This is a genomic window from Nonomuraea sp. NPDC002799 (assembly GCF_053592075.1).
Map to the genome: position 1 here is coordinate 153,766 of NZ_JBSFVA010000017.1, position 15,006 is coordinate 168,771.

Sequence of the window (15,006 nt, forward strand, 5' to 3'; positions counted from 1 at the left end):
TAAGCGGAAAGTCTCCGATGACGGACAGTCGATGACAAAAGCTTCGAAGACGGACAGAGGAGAATGTTGTGCTGACCTTGACTGAGAACGCCGTGGTGGCGATCCGCGATCTGATGGTCGGGGAGGACGTGCCCGCCGAGGCGGGGCTGCGCATCTCGCCGAAGGCCGACGAGGCAGGCACGCTGGAGCTCGCGCTCACGAGCAATCCCGAGGCCGGCGACCAGGTCGTCCAGAAGGAGGACGTGCGCGTCTTCGTCGCGGAAGAGGCGGTGCCGATCCTCGACGACAAGTCGCTCGACGTCCAGGGGGCTCCCGGGCAGCCGGTGTTCCGCCTGGACCGGCGGGCCAACGGGAACGGCGCCGTCGGCTGACGCCGGCCGGGCCCAGACCGGCCCGGGTCAGCCCAGATCGGGGCCGGTTTGCGGCTCGCGCACGTCGCCGAGGCCGAACAGGCCCACCAGCGTCCCGTCCACGCCGGTGACGACGACGTGATCGACGTGGGCTCGTTCCATGCGCGTGACCAGCGCCTCGACCTGCTCGCTCGGCCGGACGGTGGTCACGCCGACGCGCATGGCCCGCTCGGCGGTGGCGCCGAGGTCGGCGCCCTTGAGCTCGGGCGAGCCCACGACACCCTGGACGACACCGTCATCGTCGACCACGACCGCGAGACCGGCCGGGTCGGCGATGACGCGTCCGGCCAGCCCCTCCAGCGGGTCCTCCAGGCCGGCGATCACCGGGTCACGGCGCACGGTCTGCGACACCAGCGCGGCGTGCCCGTCGAAGGGCAGGTCGGCGGAGAGCCAGTCCATCTTGCCCAGCCCGTAGTCGTGCACCTCGCCGAAGCCCAGGCGTCCGAGGCGGCGGGCGGCGCGCGGGCTCAGGTCACAGAGCCAGTCGTGGCAGTAGACGATGACGGGCCTGGCCGGGTCGAGCGTCTCGGCCGCGGTCCGGTCGAGGGCGCCGAGCGGGATGTTCACGGCTTGGGGCAGATGCGCCCACGTGTACTCCGGCTCCGGCAGGACCTCGACGAGCTGGGCCTGGCGGTGGGCGAGCAGGTCCTGGACGGCCGCGCGGTCGATGATGTGCGTCATGGCCTCCTCGTACCCTCAGACGCGGCTTCGTTTCACGCCGCCGGCGCGCCGGGCGCGGCGCTGTTCGAGCTGGTCAGAAAGGTCTTTCACAGGCGGCTTCTGGTACGTGCCCCGGAGTCCCCGGTTGCTCCCTGGAGCCGCACTTTCCGGCTTCGCGACCGTGAAACGGATTAAATCTCTCCGGTTTCCGCGGATATGGTGCAGGGAGGAAGAGACATAAGCAACGAGAGGCGGCTTACCGATGCACGCGCCTGGCGACCCCAAGGCCGACGCCCGACGGGACAAGGAGCCGAACATCGAGACAGTGCCGGTGGACACGGTGGAGCGCATGGCCGGCCTGGCTGAGACCGCGCGGAAGGAGGAGACCTGGGCCTGGGACGCGCTCAGCCGGTTCGTCGAAGGCTGCGCCGCGCTCCGGCTGGATCCGCTCATCTCCCTCGACGGGAGCCGGCCCAGGCTGCTGGAGATCCTCGACCAGATGGTGCGCGCCGCCCACGAGGAGGGGGCGCTACGCCCGGACGTGGGGACGGGCGACGTACTGGGGGTCGCGGGGCTGGTCATCCGGGGCCTGCCCGCGCTGCCGGAAGGCGTGAGTGACGAGCTCGGGGAGCGGGCGGTGCGGCTGGTGCTCGCCGGCATGCGCGCCCATCCCGCACCTACCCCGCCCGGAACCGCGATGACGACCGAGGAGCTGATCGAGCGCTTCCACGGGTGACCGCGAGGCACTTGCGTCGCAAGCGGCCGCGGAGGCGCTGATCCGGTGCTTCATGGGTGACCGCGGAGGCGTCTTCGCACAGGTGATCCTTCATGGGCCCGGCAACGGCGTGGTCACACCGCGGCCGGGCCCACGGATCAGCTGCCGAAGCTCACCAGACCCTCGGGCAAACCCTCCCGAACGGCATGGATGATCGCCTGGTGCAGTCCGGGCCCGGGGTCGCCGGCCGGTCCCAGGGGGCTGCCTTCGACCTCGTACCACTCGTCCGCGTCCACGTACTGGATCCTGACCGTCACCTGGCTCGCGTCGATCTCGGTCCGCACGGTGACCTCGCCGGTGATGACGCCCACCTCATCGGTCATCACCCCGCCGGGCCCCGCGACGACGCTGCTCTCGTAGCGTTCGACGGTCACTTACACATCGTCCTCCGGGCCGCAGGTCGCCATCATGTCGGCCAGCGCGTCCCGTTCGGGCTCGGTGATGGTGAGCTGGTAGCGGGACTTGATGTCGATCCAGGCCCGGCTGTAGGTGCACCAGTAGCTCTGCAGCGGCGGGCGCCACTGGTCGGGCGACTGGTCGCCCTTGGACCTGTTGGAGGCGGCCGAGACGGCGATGAGCTGCGGGCCCTCCAGGTCGTTGGCGAACACCCTGCGCTCGGCGTCGGTCCAGGCGTCGGCGCCGGAACGCCACGCCTGGGCCAGCGGGACCATGTGGTCGATGTCGATCTGCGCCGCGCTGGTGAAGTCCTTGCCGTCGTACACGCTGTGCCAGGCACCCGAGATGGCCCGGCACTGCGCGTCCTGCTTGACGTCAGAGCCGTCGCGGGCGAGCACGGTTTCACGGGTGTCACAGCCCTGGCCCTGCTGCGACCAGTGCGGGAAGCGGGAGCGGCTGTAGCCCGCCATGGGGCGGGGGGTGGCGATGTCCAGCTCCGCCAGGTGCTCGTAGGCGGCCCGGGGGGACAGCGGGGGCGGGAGTTCGGTGGGGACGGCGGCTGCGGCGGAGGGAGCCAGGGCCAGAAGGGCCAGGGCGGTCACCGCATAGGAGTGCCATGATCGCAAGTTGAACATGGCCAACGACTAACAGCGGCGATTACTCAGAGTAATTGCCGCCACTCCACATTGCCACTTATGGTGACGAAATTGGCGCTTCCCTTGCCTGGCGCTGACGCCGCGTAGCAGCGCGGAGTGGTCGAGTACGGTCGCGGCGATGTCGCCGAACCGGTCACGGTCCATGCGGCCGCGCCGAAACCCCTTCCGATCGTTCGCGGCGGAGCTGGCCGACCAGGCGCACCTGAGCCTGGCTCAGGTGGTGGGTCAGGCACTCCCGGGCCCGCTCCGGGTCCCGGTCGCCGATCGCCGTGAGAATGTCGTCGTGTTCGTCTGCCACGCTCGTCGCGTTCAGGGTGCGGTGCGCCCTGAACTGGCCCAGCGTGAGGTGCGCCTCGCCGAGGATCACCTCGTGCATGCGCGACAGCCGGCTGCTCCCGACGGCGGCGACCAGCGCGGCGTGGAAGGCGATGTCGGCCTCCACCTGACCGGCGAACTCCATGTCGCCGGCCGCCCGCATCGCCGCCTGGGCGCGTACGGCGTCAGGCGGCACGGACGCGGCCTGGGCCAGAGCGGCGACCGCGGCTCGCTCGACGGTCTCGCGGCTGAAGTAGAGGTCGCGGATCTCGTCCTCGTCCAGCGTCGGGACGACACCGGTCTTGTGGGAGGCGCGGCGCAACAACCCGAGCGCGGTGAGGCGTTCCAGGCAGGCCTTGGCGGTGGGCCTGGCGACGCCGTACTCGCCGGCGATGCGGATCTCGGTGAGCTTCTCACCAGGGGCGATGTCGCCGTTGACGATGCGTTTGCGCACCGACTCGTAGAGCGCGTCCGTCAGTGACGACGGTCCGAGGGGAAAGCTGGTCTGGCCATCCATGAAGCGCCTCCCGGAAGTCGGCGACATCGTCTGACAAGTCTACTCGTCTCCCTTAAAGCAGCATTTCGTACGGTTTCCGCCGCTATCCCGAGACGTCCGCCGGATCGTCCCGAGGCACTCCGGCGGCCCTCGGTGGCGGGCGTGGCGGAGTGGCTCCGTGAAGCTCAGGCGGGTCTATGATGTTGGAAACTGAAGCTGCTCCGGCTGTCCGAAGCCGCTGGGCAAAGCGTTCCGGAGGTCGCGCATGCTGGTGTCCGAGTGGGCCCGTGACACGTTCGGGCAGCGCGTGCCGGCGATCAGACAGGCGATCGCGGAGGCGCTGGCGATCGCGCTCGACAACGCCCGCGACGCGCAGGCGGCGGCGCGGACCGATCACACGCATCCGTTCGGGTTCACCCTCATGTCACGCAAGTTCGAGGCGCTGGCCGAGGCGTTGAAAGACGTGGGCGACGTGCGGACCATCAAGCCCGCCGGGTCCCCGCACGAGCTGGTGCTGCTCGACGGCAAGCTGCTGTTCCCGTTCCGCTACGCCAGAGACCGCTCGGTGGGCGTGGGGAGCGCCAGGATCGGCGAGGGCAAGCCGTCGACGCTGGTGCAGGCGCTGTTCAACCGGTTCGGGCCCGAGCCGCGCATGCGCCAGCTCGCACTGCACGACGTCGCGCCGCAGGCGGCGCCGGTGGCCGAGGCGCTGGCCGGGCTGCCCGAGGACACGAGCCTGGTGCTGATCGCCTATGCCTGCAACGCGCACGCGGGGCTGCTCGACGCCTGGTGGGGCGAGGCCGAGCTGCTGGATCGCACCGGCAACCTGCGCTGGCACGTGTGCGAGGCGATACCGCTGGTCACCGAGGCCGGGGCGGCCGGGGAGAGCGCGACGCAGCCGGCCGCGTTCGACCAGGGCGCGGTGCCGTCACCGTCACTCAACGCGCGCACCCCGGCCGAGCGACTGGCCCCACCGGTGAGCGAGCCGGCACAGGCCGACCAGCACGCGCCTGGGGCGGTTGAGGGGCGGGCCGGCGGGGCGGTGCCGATCAGGCGCGAAGCCGCGAGCGGTGAATAGCCGCACGCCGGGCGCGCTGACCCCGCAGGCCGTCGCCGACGCCTTCGACGCCACCCGCCTCACCCAGGCCCGCAACCTGGCGGCGCTCACGAAGAAGGAGGTGGCCGAGCACCTCGGTGTCTCCCCCGCCGCCGTCGGCCAGTACGAATCGGGTGTCACCCGCCCGCGCCCCGACCTGGTCCCGCTGCTGGCCGAGGTGCTGGCCGTGCCGATGGCGTTCTTCCTGCCCGGCCGCCCGCACGGCAAGCTCGACGGCTCCATGGCCCATTTCCGCAGCCTGCGCTCGACCCGCGCCTACCAGCGCGCCAAGGCCGTGGCCTTCGTGGAGCAGGTGTGGGAGCTGACCTACGCCCTGGAGAAGCGCGTCCAGCTCCCCCTCGTCGACCTGCCCGGTTTCGCCGGCGGCGAGATGCATTCGGCCCTGCCGCGCGACCCGGCGGGGGCGGCCCGCGCGCTGCGCGCCCACTGGGGGCTGGGCACCGGCCCGGTCAGCCATCTGGTGCGTCGCATGGAGGCCCACGGCATCGTCGTGGCCTTCCCGCGCCACGACCCCGACGCGGTCACCGTCGACGCCTTCTCCACCTCCAGCCTGCCCCGGCCGATCGTGGTGCTGACGCCCAACAGGTTCGACGACATCTACCGGCATCGCTTCACCGCCGCCCACGAGCTGGGCCACCTCGTCCTGCACGGCGACACGGCGGCCGGCGACAGCCACCAGGAGCGCCAGGCCGACGCCTTCGCCGCCGAGTTCCTCACGCCCCGCGACAACATCCTGCCGCAGCTCCCGCACCGGGCCGACCTGCGCAAGCTGGCCGAGCTGCGGCACACCTGGGGCGTGTCGGTCGACTCGCTGCTCTACCGCTGCCGCGAGACCGGGCTGATCTCCGACTCCGCCGCGAGCCGGGCCTACCAGCGGCTGGCCGCGCTGCGCGACCAGCCGGGCTTCACCAACGAGCCGGTCTCCGGTTATCCCGGCGAGCAGCCCGTCCTGCTGGCCCACGCCTTCGACCTGGCCACCCGGGAGAGCGACCTGAGCGCCGCCGCCCTGGCGCAGGAGCTGGCCTGGCCGATCACCCGCGTACGCGAGCTGATCGGCCTGCCGGACCAGCGGCCCGCGCTGAGACTGGTCCTGTGACGGCGCGCTTGGGCACGATGGCTTCTTGGTCAGAGCGGCGAGAAGATCAGGGTGGCGTTGTGACCGCCGAAGCCGAACGAGTTGGACATCACCGGACCCGGAGACATGGAGCGGACCCGGTTGACGACGTTGATGTCGCACCGCGGATCCGGGGTGTCGAGGTTGGCGGTGGGCGGGATGATCAGCTCGTTGAGCGCCAGGACGGCGGCCACCGCCTCGATCGCCCCGGCGGCGCCGATGGCGTGGCCGGTGACGCCTTTGATGGAGGTCACCGGCACTCTGAGCGGCCCGAAGACCTTCTTGATCGCCTGGGCCTCGCTCAGGTCGTTGCGCTGCGTGCTGCTGCCGTGCGCGTTGACGTGGGAGATCTCCGCCGCGTCGAGTCCGGCGTCGGCCAGCGCCGCCCGCATGCAGCGGTGGGCCCCCTCGCCCTCCTCGGGCGGCGCGGTGAGATGGTGGGCGTCGGAGGAGCTGCCGTAGCCGGTGAGCTCCGCATAGACGCGGGCGTCGCGGCGCAGCGCGTGCTCCATGTCCTCCAGGACGAGGAACGCGGCGCCCTCGGCCAGCACGAACCCGTCGCGGTCCAGGTCGAACGGCCTGCTGGCACCTTCCGGCTGGCCGGTGCGCTCTGACAGCGCCCGGCACCGGTGGAAGGCCAGCAACACCGTCGGGGTGACGCAGGACTCCGCTCCCCCGGCGATCACCAGGTCGGCCGAGCCGTCACGCAGCAGGCGCACGCCCTCTCCGATGGCGTGGGCGCCGGAGGCGCACGCCGTCGCCACCGACAGGCTGGGGCCCATGACCTGGTGGCGGATGCTGATCGCCGCGGCCGCCGCGTTGTGCATGACCATCGGGACGTGCAGCGGGCCCGGGTTGCCACGTCCGGGGTGGCGGACGTCGAGCAGGCTGGCCTCGTTCGTCAGCGTGCCGCCGAAGCCGCTGCCCGTCACGACCGCCCGCCGCTCGGGGGCCGCCTGCACGGCTCCGGCGTCGGCCAGCGCGTCGGTGGCCGCGCAGAGCGCGAGCCGGCTCACCCGGTCGAGCCGGTGCGCGTCCTTGGGCGTCAGGTACGCCTCGGTGTCCAGGTCGTCGATCTCGCAGGCGAAGTCGACGCCCAGCCCCTCGGTGTCGAACGAGGTGATCCGCCGTGCGGTGGAACGGCCGCTCAGCAGCGCGTTCCACAACTCCTTCGGATGGGCGCCGGCCGGGGTCCGCACTCCCATGCCCGTCACGGCGACCCGCGTGCGGTACCTCATCGACCGGCCAGACCACGGGCCTGCGCGAGCCTGCTCGGGTGCACCCTCAGGATGCTCGCGCAGCGGTCCCGCAGCACCGTCAAGATGTCGTCGTCTCCCACTTCTGATCCCTCCCTTGCGCCCTTTTCACCTAGCGTCACCGATGACGCGATAAGTGATCACTCGTGACGCGGCGACCGCCGTTAAGGAGTTGATCAAATCGCGCGGGCTAGAGAGGGCGCGACGCGATGCCGTCGACGACCGCCTGGGCGTGCCGGTCGGCCCCGACGGCGCGCCGCACCCGGGCCCACATGGCCGGCGACAGTCCCGCCATCATGCCCGCGAGCCGGACGGGGAAGGCCGCGACGTCGGTCTCCGCGATGTTCGCCCTGATCGCCCGGCAGACCGCGTCGGCCACCTGCTCGGGGCTGCGGGTGCGCAACCACTTCGGCAGGGGGACCGGCGAGCGCGCGCTCATGCCGGCCTCGCTCACGAAGGCGGGGCAGATGACCGAGACGCCGATGCCGTGCTGGGCCAGATCGGCCCTGGCCGCGTGGGCGAACCCGCGCAGGCCGTGCTTGGTGGCGTTGTCGAGTGTGGTCCGGGCGAGGGGCGTCTTGCCCGTCATCGAGCACATGAAGACCAGATGGCCGCGACCGCCCGCGATCATCTGCTCCGCCGCGAGCCGGGCCAGCACCATGGGGGCCCGCAGGTTGACGTCGAGGCAGTCGTCCATCTCGTCGATGTGGTGGTCGGCGAACGCGGCCGGATAGGAGAGGCCGGCGCTGACCACCAGGATGTCCACGGGCCCGCAACACTTCATGAGCTCGATGACCGCGTCGCGGCGGGTCAGGTCGGCGGTGATGGCGCGGGCGTCCAGCTCGCCGGCCAGGTCGGCCAGCACGTCGGCCCGCCGGCCGCTGAGCACCAGGCGCACACCCTCCCGGGCCAGCCTGCGCGCGGTCGCCTGGCCGATGCCTCCGCTGGCACCGGTGATCAATGCGGTGGTTCCTGCCAGTTTCATAGTGAATCCCCGTACGCGGCCATTGAAAGCCTACCGATCGTGCATGTGTCACTACCATCAGTAGCAGACTGATCGTTGTCTGGAAGGCCACGACATGGGACAACACAGGCCGCAGAGCGGCGCCGTTGACATCAATCAAGGTTGAGGTTGCACCCTCGGAGACGACCGTCCACGACTTTCGGGAGAGCCCATGTACGCCGTCGTCCTGCACAGCTTCGGCCCCGCCGAGAACCTCCGCTACGAGATCGTCCCCGACCCCGTGCCCGGTCCAGGTCAGGTGCGCATCTCGGTCAAGGCGGCCGGCGTGCACCTGGTCGAGACGATGTTGCGCTCGGGCCAGGCGAGCGAGACGCTGCCGCCGCCGCCCGAGCTTCCGACGATCTTCGGCGGCGAGGTGTCGGGAACGGTGGACCAGGTCGGCCCCGGGGTCCCGCCCGCGTGGCTCGGCCAGAACGTCGTGACCTCCGCCGGCAAGCCGGGCGGCTACGCGGAGCTGGCGGTGGCCGACGTGACGTCCGTGCACCGGCTGCCCGAGGGGCTGAGCCACGAGACGGCCGTCGCCATGATCGTCACCGGCGTCACGACCCTGGGGTTCCTGGACCTGGCCGAGCTGACCCCCGACGACGTCGTCCTGGTCACCTCCGCCGCCGGCGGGATCGGCCGCCTGCTCGTCCAGTACGCCCACCGCCTCGGCGCCAAGGTGATCGGCGCGGCCGGCGGCCCGGCCAAGGTGGCGGCCGTCCGCGAGCTCGGGGCCGACCTGGCCGTCGACTACGACCAGCCCGCCTGGGAGCGGGCCGTCGCCGACGAGCTGGGGGGCCGCGTGGTCACGGCGCTGCTGGACGGGGTCGGCGGCGACCGGGCACGGGCCGCGTTCGAGCTGCTCGCCGACGGCGGCCGGTTCGTCACCATCGGCAACGCCTCCCAGCAGGACTTCCAGCCCGACCCCCAGGTGCTCAAGGAGCGGAGCCTCACCGTCACCAACGCCCTGCTGATCCTCATCGGCCGGCCGCAGGACAAGCCGGCGTACGAGGTCAGAGCTCTGGACGCGGCGGCCACGGGCCGGCTGACGCCGGGCGTGGAGACGTTCCGGTTGTCGGAGGCGGCGGCCGCGCACGCCGCGCTCGAAAGCCGGGCCACGACCGGCAAGGTGGTCCTCGTACCGTGAGCGTTAAGGGCTGAAAAATATCTTCGCAAAGATCTCGCCTGCGAAGGAAAATGTTGAGACGCTGAGCTGCACTGCACCCCCAGCCCGAGGAGTGGCTCATGCGCAGACTACTCGCGATCAGCGTGGTCGCCCTGCTGCCCTTAGTGAATGTGACAGCGGCCCAGGCCGCCCAGGAGCCGGCCGACCGGCAGCAGGCCTTCACCGCGGCCGCCCAGGAGTTCCAGGTGCCCGAGAGCGTGCTGCTCGGCGTGTCCTACCTGGAGTCCCGGTGGGACGCCCATGCCGGGCTGCCCTCCGGCGACGCCGGGTTCGGGCCCATGCACCTGACCGACGCGGCGGCCTTCACCGGGTCCAACCACCACGACGAGGGCGAAGAGGACGCCCGTGGTGACGAGACCCGGCCCCTGCCCGCACCGGCGCCCGTGCCGGCGCCCGCCGAGATCCCCGCGTCCCTGCGCACGATGGAGCGGGCCGCCGCGCTGACCGGCGAGAGCCACGAGAGCCTGCGCACGGACGACGCCGCCAACATCCGCGGCGGCGCGGCGCTGCTGGCCGACTTCCAGAAGACCATCGGCGCGCCGCTGAGCGACGACCCCGGCGAGTGGTACGGCGCCGTCGCGAAGTACTCGGGCGCCGAGGAGTCCGGCGCGGCCAAGTTCTTCGCCGACGAGGTGTTCGCGACGATCAAGGCAGGCGCCACGCGGACGACCGACGACGGGGAGCAGGTCAGGCTGCCCGCCGTACCGACCCTGACGAAGATCGAGAAGTGGCTGGAGAAGCTGGGCCTGCGGCCGCCCGTGCGCCCCGACGGGATCGAGTGCCCCGCCGAGATCTCCTGCGAGTGGATCCCGTCGGCCTACCAGGAGCTGCCTCCTGACGACTACGGCCACTACGACCTGGCGAACCGGCCGGCCAGCCAGAAGATCGACTACATCATCATTCACGACATGGAGGGATATTTCCTCCCGTCCATCCGCCTCAACCAGGACCCGAACTACGGCGCCAGCTGGCACTACTCCGTCCGCTCCTCCGACGGCCACATCGCCCAGCACGTCAAGACCAAGGACGTCGCCTGGCAGGCCGGCAACTGGTACATCAACGCCAAGTCCGTCGGCATCGAGCACGAGGGTTTCCTGGCCGAGGGCGGCACCTGGTACACCGAGGCGATGTACCGCTCCTCGGCGCGGCTGGTGCGCTACCTGGCGCTCAGGCACGGCGTCCCGCTGGACCGCGCCCACATCCTGGGCCACGACAACGTCCCCGGCACCCTGCCGACCACAGTCCGGGGCATGCACGAGGACCCGGGACCGTTCTGGGACTGGGCGCACTACTTCCAGCTCATGGGCGCCCCGCTGTTCGGGCTCGGCGGCCCGAGGTCGGGCTCGATCATGATCAAGCCGGACTTCGCCACGAACAAGCCGTACTTCTACGGTTGCGACCGCAAGAACGGGGAGGCGGCCTGCCCGCCGCTGCCCGCCCACACCGTCTGGCTGCGCACCGAGCCGCGGGCGGACGCCCCGCTGATCAAGGACATCGGCAAGCACCCCACGGGCGAATCCCTCTACAGCGTGTACGACCACAGCGCCCGCGCCAGCACCGGCCAGCGCTTCGCCGTGGCCGAACGCCAGGGCGACTGGACGGCCGTGTGGTACCTCGGCCAGAAGGCGTGGTTCCACAACCCGGCCAGCGCGCCGACCGCCGTCCCCTCCATGGGGCTGGTCGTGACGCCCAAGGAGGGCAAGGCCACCGTCCCGGTGTACGGCCGGGCCTACCCCGAGCAGGAGGCGTACCCGGAGGGCATCCCCTACCAGGCCGTCACCCCGCTGCAGTACACGTTCTCGGCGGGCGAGAAGTACACGCTGGCCGGCCTGGCCCCCGCTGAGTATTACCGGGCGGTCACGTTCGACCTGGCGGACCACAAGGTCGTGCGGGGCAAGACGAAATATCTGGAGATCCAGTTCGGGCACCGCGTGATGTACGTCAAGGCTGACGACGTGCGGGTGACGTTCTCCGGGTGAACTCCTTGACGGCGCGCCTGGTGCTCGCGAGCGCCTCCTGAGAGGAGTCGAACGTGCGCTGGGCGACGCCGACGAACACGCAGTCGACGACGAGGAGCTGGCTGATCCGGCTGGCCAGGGCGCCGGGACGGAACTCCGTCTCGCGCCCGGCGGAGATCAGCACGTGTTCGGCCAGCTCGGCGATGGAGGAGCGGGGGTTGTTGGTGATCGCGACCGTGGTGGCCCCCGCCTCCTTCGCCCGTGACAGCGGCTCGATCACGTCGGGCGTCTCCCCCGAGGTGCTGATGCCGATCGCCACGTCGCCGGTCTTCAGCAACACCGCGCTGGTCAGCGCCAGATGCGCGTCCTGGAAGGCATGGCTGGACAGCCCGATCCGCAACAACTTCTGCGCGACGTCCTCGGCCACTAAGCCGGAGGCGCCGACCCCGTAGGCGTCGATCCGCCGGGCGCCGACGATGGCGTCCACGACCAGGCCGAGCCGCTCGGAGGTGAGCTGGGCGACGGTGTCGTTGATCGCCTCCGACTCGGCCCGCGCCACCTTGTGGATGACCTCCGACAGCGGGTCGTCAGGGGCGAGGTCGCCGGGCACGAGCCGGTCCGGCTGCGCCGCGGCGGCTGCCAGGGCCAGCCTGAGCTGCGGGTATCCCGCGAACCCGAGCAGCCGCGCGGTGCGCACGATCGTCGCCTCGCTGGTGCCCGAGGCGGCGGAGAGCTCCGTGATGGTGCTCTTCGCCACCGTCGCGGGGCTTTCCAGAATGAGGCGGGCGACGGTCTGGGCGGCAGGCGTCAGGGACGGCAGCACACCGCGGACCGTGGCCACCAGAGTGTCAGCCCGCAGGCCGTTCCCGCTGTCGTCCACGGTCCTGATTATGCCGCTCGTTCAGCGCAATGTGCCGTTCGTCATGCCTGCGGGTTCTTCGGGGACCGCGATCAGCCCCAATTCCGCGGGATTCGCCAGGAGCGGGTGATGGGGAACGACCCGCACGGTGTAGCCGAAGGCGCCCGTGCGGTCGAGCGGCACCACGCCCGTGTAGTGGGCGTGCCGGTCGTCGTCCATCGACTGCGCGGTCAGCGTCGCGTACGCCGGATGCACCAGCTCGTCGTGCGGCCCGACCTTCCCGTAGGCGGCCTGGACCAGCACGTCGCCGGGATCCAGGTCGCCGAGCGCGATCGTGGAGTGCAGCTCGATGGTGGCCCCGACCTCGGGCGTGTCACCGACGCCCGCCGCCTCGATGTGCTCGACGCGGATGCCCGGCCACGCCCGGGTGACCCGGACCCGCCAGGCGGCGAACGCCTTCGCGGCGGCGAAGGAGTCGGCCGACAACGCGCGGGCCGACTTGGCCGCCGGGGTGTAGAGATCGACGACGTAGTCGCGCAACATCCGGCCGGCCAGCACCTTGGGCCCGAGCGAGGCCAGGGTGTGCTTGACCATCTCCAGCCACCGCCGCGGCATCCCGTCGACAGGACGGTCGTAGAAGCGGTCGGACACCTCGTGATCGATCAGGTCGTAGAGGGCGGCGGCCTCCAGCTCGTCACGCCGGTCGGCGTTGGTGACCCCGTCGGCCGTGGGGATGGCCCAGCCGTTGGTGCCGTCGTACCACTCGTCCCACCAGCCGTCGCGGATCGACAGGTTGAGCCCGCCGTTCAGCGCCGACTTCATGCCCGAGGTGCCGGACGCCTCCAGCGGGCGCAGCGGGTTGTTCAGCCACACGTCGCAGCCCTGGGTCATGAGCTGGCCGAGGGCCATGTCGTAGTCGGGCAGGAAGACGATGCGGTGCCGCACCGCCGCCTGGTCGGCGAACTTGACGATCTGCTGGATCAGCTTCTTGCCGCCCTCGTCGGCGGGGTGCGCCTTGCCCGCGATCACGATCTGGACCGGCTTGTCCGGATCGAGCAGCAGGTCGGTGAGGCGCTGCGGGTCCTGCAGCATGAGCGTCAGCCGCTTGTACGACGGCACGCGCCGCGCGAAGCCGATCGTCAGCACCTCGGGGTCGAGCGCGTCGTCGATCCAGCCGAGCTCGGCGTCGGAGGCTCCCCGCTCGCGCCAGGACCTGCGCAGGCGTACCCGCGCCCCGTCGACCAGCCGCGCCCGCAGCGTGCCCCTGATCTGCCAGATGTCGGCGTCGGAGATCTTCTGGATCCCCTCCCAGCCACGGGCCCGCTCCAGCAGCGAGGGCAGCTCGCGCCCGGCCAGCTCCATGAGCTCCCGGCCGACCCAGGTCGGCGCGTGCACGCCGTTGGTGATCGACCCGATCGGGATCTCGTCCAGGTCGAATCCCGGCCAAAGATCCTTGAACATGTCCCGGCTGACCTCGCCGTGCAGCACGGAGACGCCGTTGACCCGCTGGGCCAGGCGCATGCCCATGACGGCCATGTTGAACCGCCCGGGGTCGGACTCCCTGCCGAGGGCGAGGATGCGCTCCACGGGCACGGTCGGCCAGGCGCTCGATCCGCCGAAGTGGCGCTCGATCATCTCCACGGGGAACCGGTCGATGCCGGCCGGGACGGGCGTGTGCGTGGTGAACACGGTGCCCGCCCTGACGGCCTCCAGCGCCTCGTCGAAGGAGAGCCTGGCCTCGGTCAGCTCGCGGATGCGCTCCAGGCCGAGGAAGCCGGCGTGGCCCTCGTTGGTGTGGAAGACCTCGGGCTCGGCGTGCCCGGTGATCTTGCAGTAGGCCCTGATCGCGCGTACGCCGCCGACGCCCAGCAGCAGCTCCTGCATGAGCCGGTGGTCGGTGCCGCCGCCGTAGAGGCGGTCGGTGACGTCGCGGGCGATCGTGTCGTTGTCGGCCACGTCGGAGTCGAGCAGCAGCAGCGGCACCCGGCCGACCGAGGCCACCCACACCTGGGCGTGCAGCACGCGGTCGTCGGGCAGTGCGATGCGGATCTTGACGGCCTCGCCGTCGGTGTCCTTCAGCAGGCTCAGCGGCAGCCCGCCGGCGTCCAGCGACGGGTAGTGCTCAAGCTGCCAGCCCTCCGGCGAGAGCGACTGCGTGAAGTAGCCGTGGCGGTAGAGCAGGCCCACGGCCAGGATCGGCACGCCCAGGTCGCTGGCGGTCTTGAGGTGGTCTCCGGCGAGAATGCCGAGACCGCCCGAATACTGCGGCAACGCGGCGGCGATGCCGAACTCTGGGGAGAAGTACGCGATGGTGCGCGCGCTGTCGGGCAGCGTCTGATACCAGCGTGGCGAGGTCATGTACTCGCGCAGGTCATCGGCTGCGTCGGCGAGGCGGCGCAGGAAACGGCGGTCGGCGGCCAGCTCGTTGAGCCGGGCCGGAGTGACCGCGCCGAGCAGTGCCACAGGGTCGTGCCCGACCTGATCCCAGAGCTCGGAGTCGACCTCGGCGAAGAGGTCGATCGTCTCTGGATGCCAGGACCAGCGGAGGTTGTGCACAAGCTCGCCGAGGGCGGCCAACTCCGCGGGCAGGACGGTGCGGACGGTAAACCGGCGGATAGCTCTCACGTTTCTGCACCCTACGGGCTAGGAGGGACCTCTCAGTCCTTCACCCCCATGAAGGCTCTTCAAACCCCTTCCGGGAACAAGCATGAAGAGGGACTATTGGGGCAACTTTCCTGATTGTTAACACTCCCGCGAACACACTCGGGAGGTCTATCCGCTGCTGTCCACAATTTACGTGCA

Annotated in this window: 14 protein-coding genes; 6 read left to right on the plus strand and 8 right to left on the minus strand. The window is 70.9% G+C overall.

Features of this window, described 5'->3' with window-relative positions; genetic code table 11:
• The first annotated feature begins 68 nt into the window (after positions 1-68).
• Complete coding sequence (locus tag ACWD0F_RS28715) at positions 69-371, plus strand: Fe-S cluster assembly protein HesB (protein WP_449880649.1); 303 nt, start codon at positions 69-71, stop codon at positions 369-371.
• Positions 372-398: 27 nt separating this feature from the next.
• Here ACWD0F_RS28715 and ACWD0F_RS28720 read toward each other — a convergent pair whose 3' ends face one another.
• Positions 399-1,091, minus strand: a complete 693-nt coding sequence (locus ACWD0F_RS28720) for a rhodanese-like domain-containing protein (RefSeq protein WP_449880651.1) — start codon at positions 1,089-1,091, stop codon at positions 399-401.
• Between the two features lie 241 nt (positions 1,092-1,332).
• Here ACWD0F_RS28720 and ACWD0F_RS28725 point away from each other — a divergent pair, with 241 nt between their 5' ends.
• Positions 1,333-1,806 carry an SbtR family transcriptional regulator gene (locus ACWD0F_RS28725; protein WP_449880652.1) on the plus strand — a complete coding sequence of 158 codons (474 nt, stop codon included), beginning with the start codon at positions 1,333-1,335 and terminating at the stop codon, positions 1,804-1,806.
• Between the two features lie 137 nt (positions 1,807-1,943).
• Here the strand turns inward: ACWD0F_RS28725 and ACWD0F_RS28730 are convergent, their stop codons facing one another.
• The 3 genes from ACWD0F_RS28730 to ACWD0F_RS28740 form a co-directional block, all read right to left on the minus strand.
• Positions 1,944-2,219, minus strand: a complete 276-nt coding sequence (locus ACWD0F_RS28730) for a hypothetical protein (RefSeq protein ID WP_449880653.1) — start codon at positions 2,217-2,219, stop codon at positions 1,944-1,946.
• Positions 2,220-2,876 (minus strand): HNH endonuclease family protein, encoded by a 657-nt coding sequence (locus tag ACWD0F_RS28735; protein WP_449880654.1) that lies wholly within the window; start codon positions 2,874-2,876, stop codon positions 2,220-2,222.
• 154 nt (positions 2,877-3,030) lie between these two features.
• Positions 3,031-3,729 (minus strand): GntR family transcriptional regulator, encoded by a 699-nt coding sequence (locus tag ACWD0F_RS28740; RefSeq protein ID WP_449880656.1) that lies wholly within the window; start codon positions 3,727-3,729, stop codon positions 3,031-3,033.
• A gap of 244 nt (positions 3,730-3,973) precedes the next feature.
• On the opposite strand from ACWD0F_RS28740, the gene ACWD0F_RS28745 reads away from it, so the two are divergent.
• The gene (locus ACWD0F_RS28745; RefSeq protein ID WP_449880658.1) at positions 3,974-4,786 is read left to right on the plus strand and encodes a hypothetical protein; all 813 of its coding nucleotides are present in this window, start codon (positions 3,974-3,976) and stop codon (positions 4,784-4,786) included.
• On the plus strand, positions 4,779-5,921 hold the full coding sequence (locus ACWD0F_RS28750; RefSeq protein ID WP_449880659.1) for a helix-turn-helix domain-containing protein: 1,143 nt from the start codon (positions 4,779-4,781) through the stop codon (positions 5,919-5,921). Before ACWD0F_RS28745 ends, ACWD0F_RS28750 begins: the two co-directional genes overlap by 8 nt.
• Positions 5,922-5,950: 29 nt before the next feature.
• Here ACWD0F_RS28750 and ACWD0F_RS28755 read toward each other — a convergent pair whose 3' ends face one another.
• The gene (locus ACWD0F_RS28755) at positions 5,951-7,177 is read right to left on the minus strand and encodes a beta-ketoacyl-[acyl-carrier-protein] synthase family protein (RefSeq protein ID WP_449880661.1); all 1,227 of its coding nucleotides are present in this window, start codon (positions 7,175-7,177) and stop codon (positions 5,951-5,953) included.
• Positions 7,178-7,385: 208 nt separating this feature from the next.
• Positions 7,386-8,180 carry an SDR family NAD(P)-dependent oxidoreductase gene (locus ACWD0F_RS28760; protein ID WP_449880663.1) on the minus strand — a complete coding sequence of 265 codons (795 nt, stop codon included), beginning with the start codon at positions 8,178-8,180 and terminating at the stop codon, positions 7,386-7,388.
• Positions 8,181-8,370: 190 nt separating this feature from the next.
• Here ACWD0F_RS28760 and ACWD0F_RS28765 point away from each other — a divergent pair, with 190 nt between their 5' ends.
• Positions 8,371-9,348: a zinc-binding dehydrogenase gene (locus ACWD0F_RS28765; protein ID WP_449880665.1), complete on the plus strand. Its 978-nt coding sequence runs from the start codon at positions 8,371-8,373 to the stop codon at positions 9,346-9,348.
• Positions 9,349-9,446: 98 nt separating this feature from the next.
• Positions 9,447-11,366, plus strand: a complete 1,920-nt coding sequence (locus ACWD0F_RS28770) for an N-acetylmuramoyl-L-alanine amidase (protein ID WP_449880667.1) — start codon at positions 9,447-9,449, stop codon at positions 11,364-11,366.
• Here ACWD0F_RS28770 and ACWD0F_RS28775 read toward each other — a convergent pair.
• Complete coding sequence (locus tag ACWD0F_RS28775) at positions 11,329-12,225, minus strand: MurR/RpiR family transcriptional regulator (RefSeq protein WP_449880669.1); 897 nt, start codon at positions 12,223-12,225, stop codon at positions 11,329-11,331. The genes ACWD0F_RS28770 and ACWD0F_RS28775 overlap by 38 nt on opposite strands.
• Positions 12,226-12,246: 21 nt before the next feature.
• Positions 12,247-14,829, minus strand: a complete 2,583-nt coding sequence (gene glgP, locus ACWD0F_RS28780) for an alpha-glucan family phosphorylase (RefSeq protein ID WP_449880671.1) — start codon at positions 14,827-14,829, stop codon at positions 12,247-12,249.
• Between the last annotated feature and the right edge of the window lie 177 nt (positions 14,830-15,006).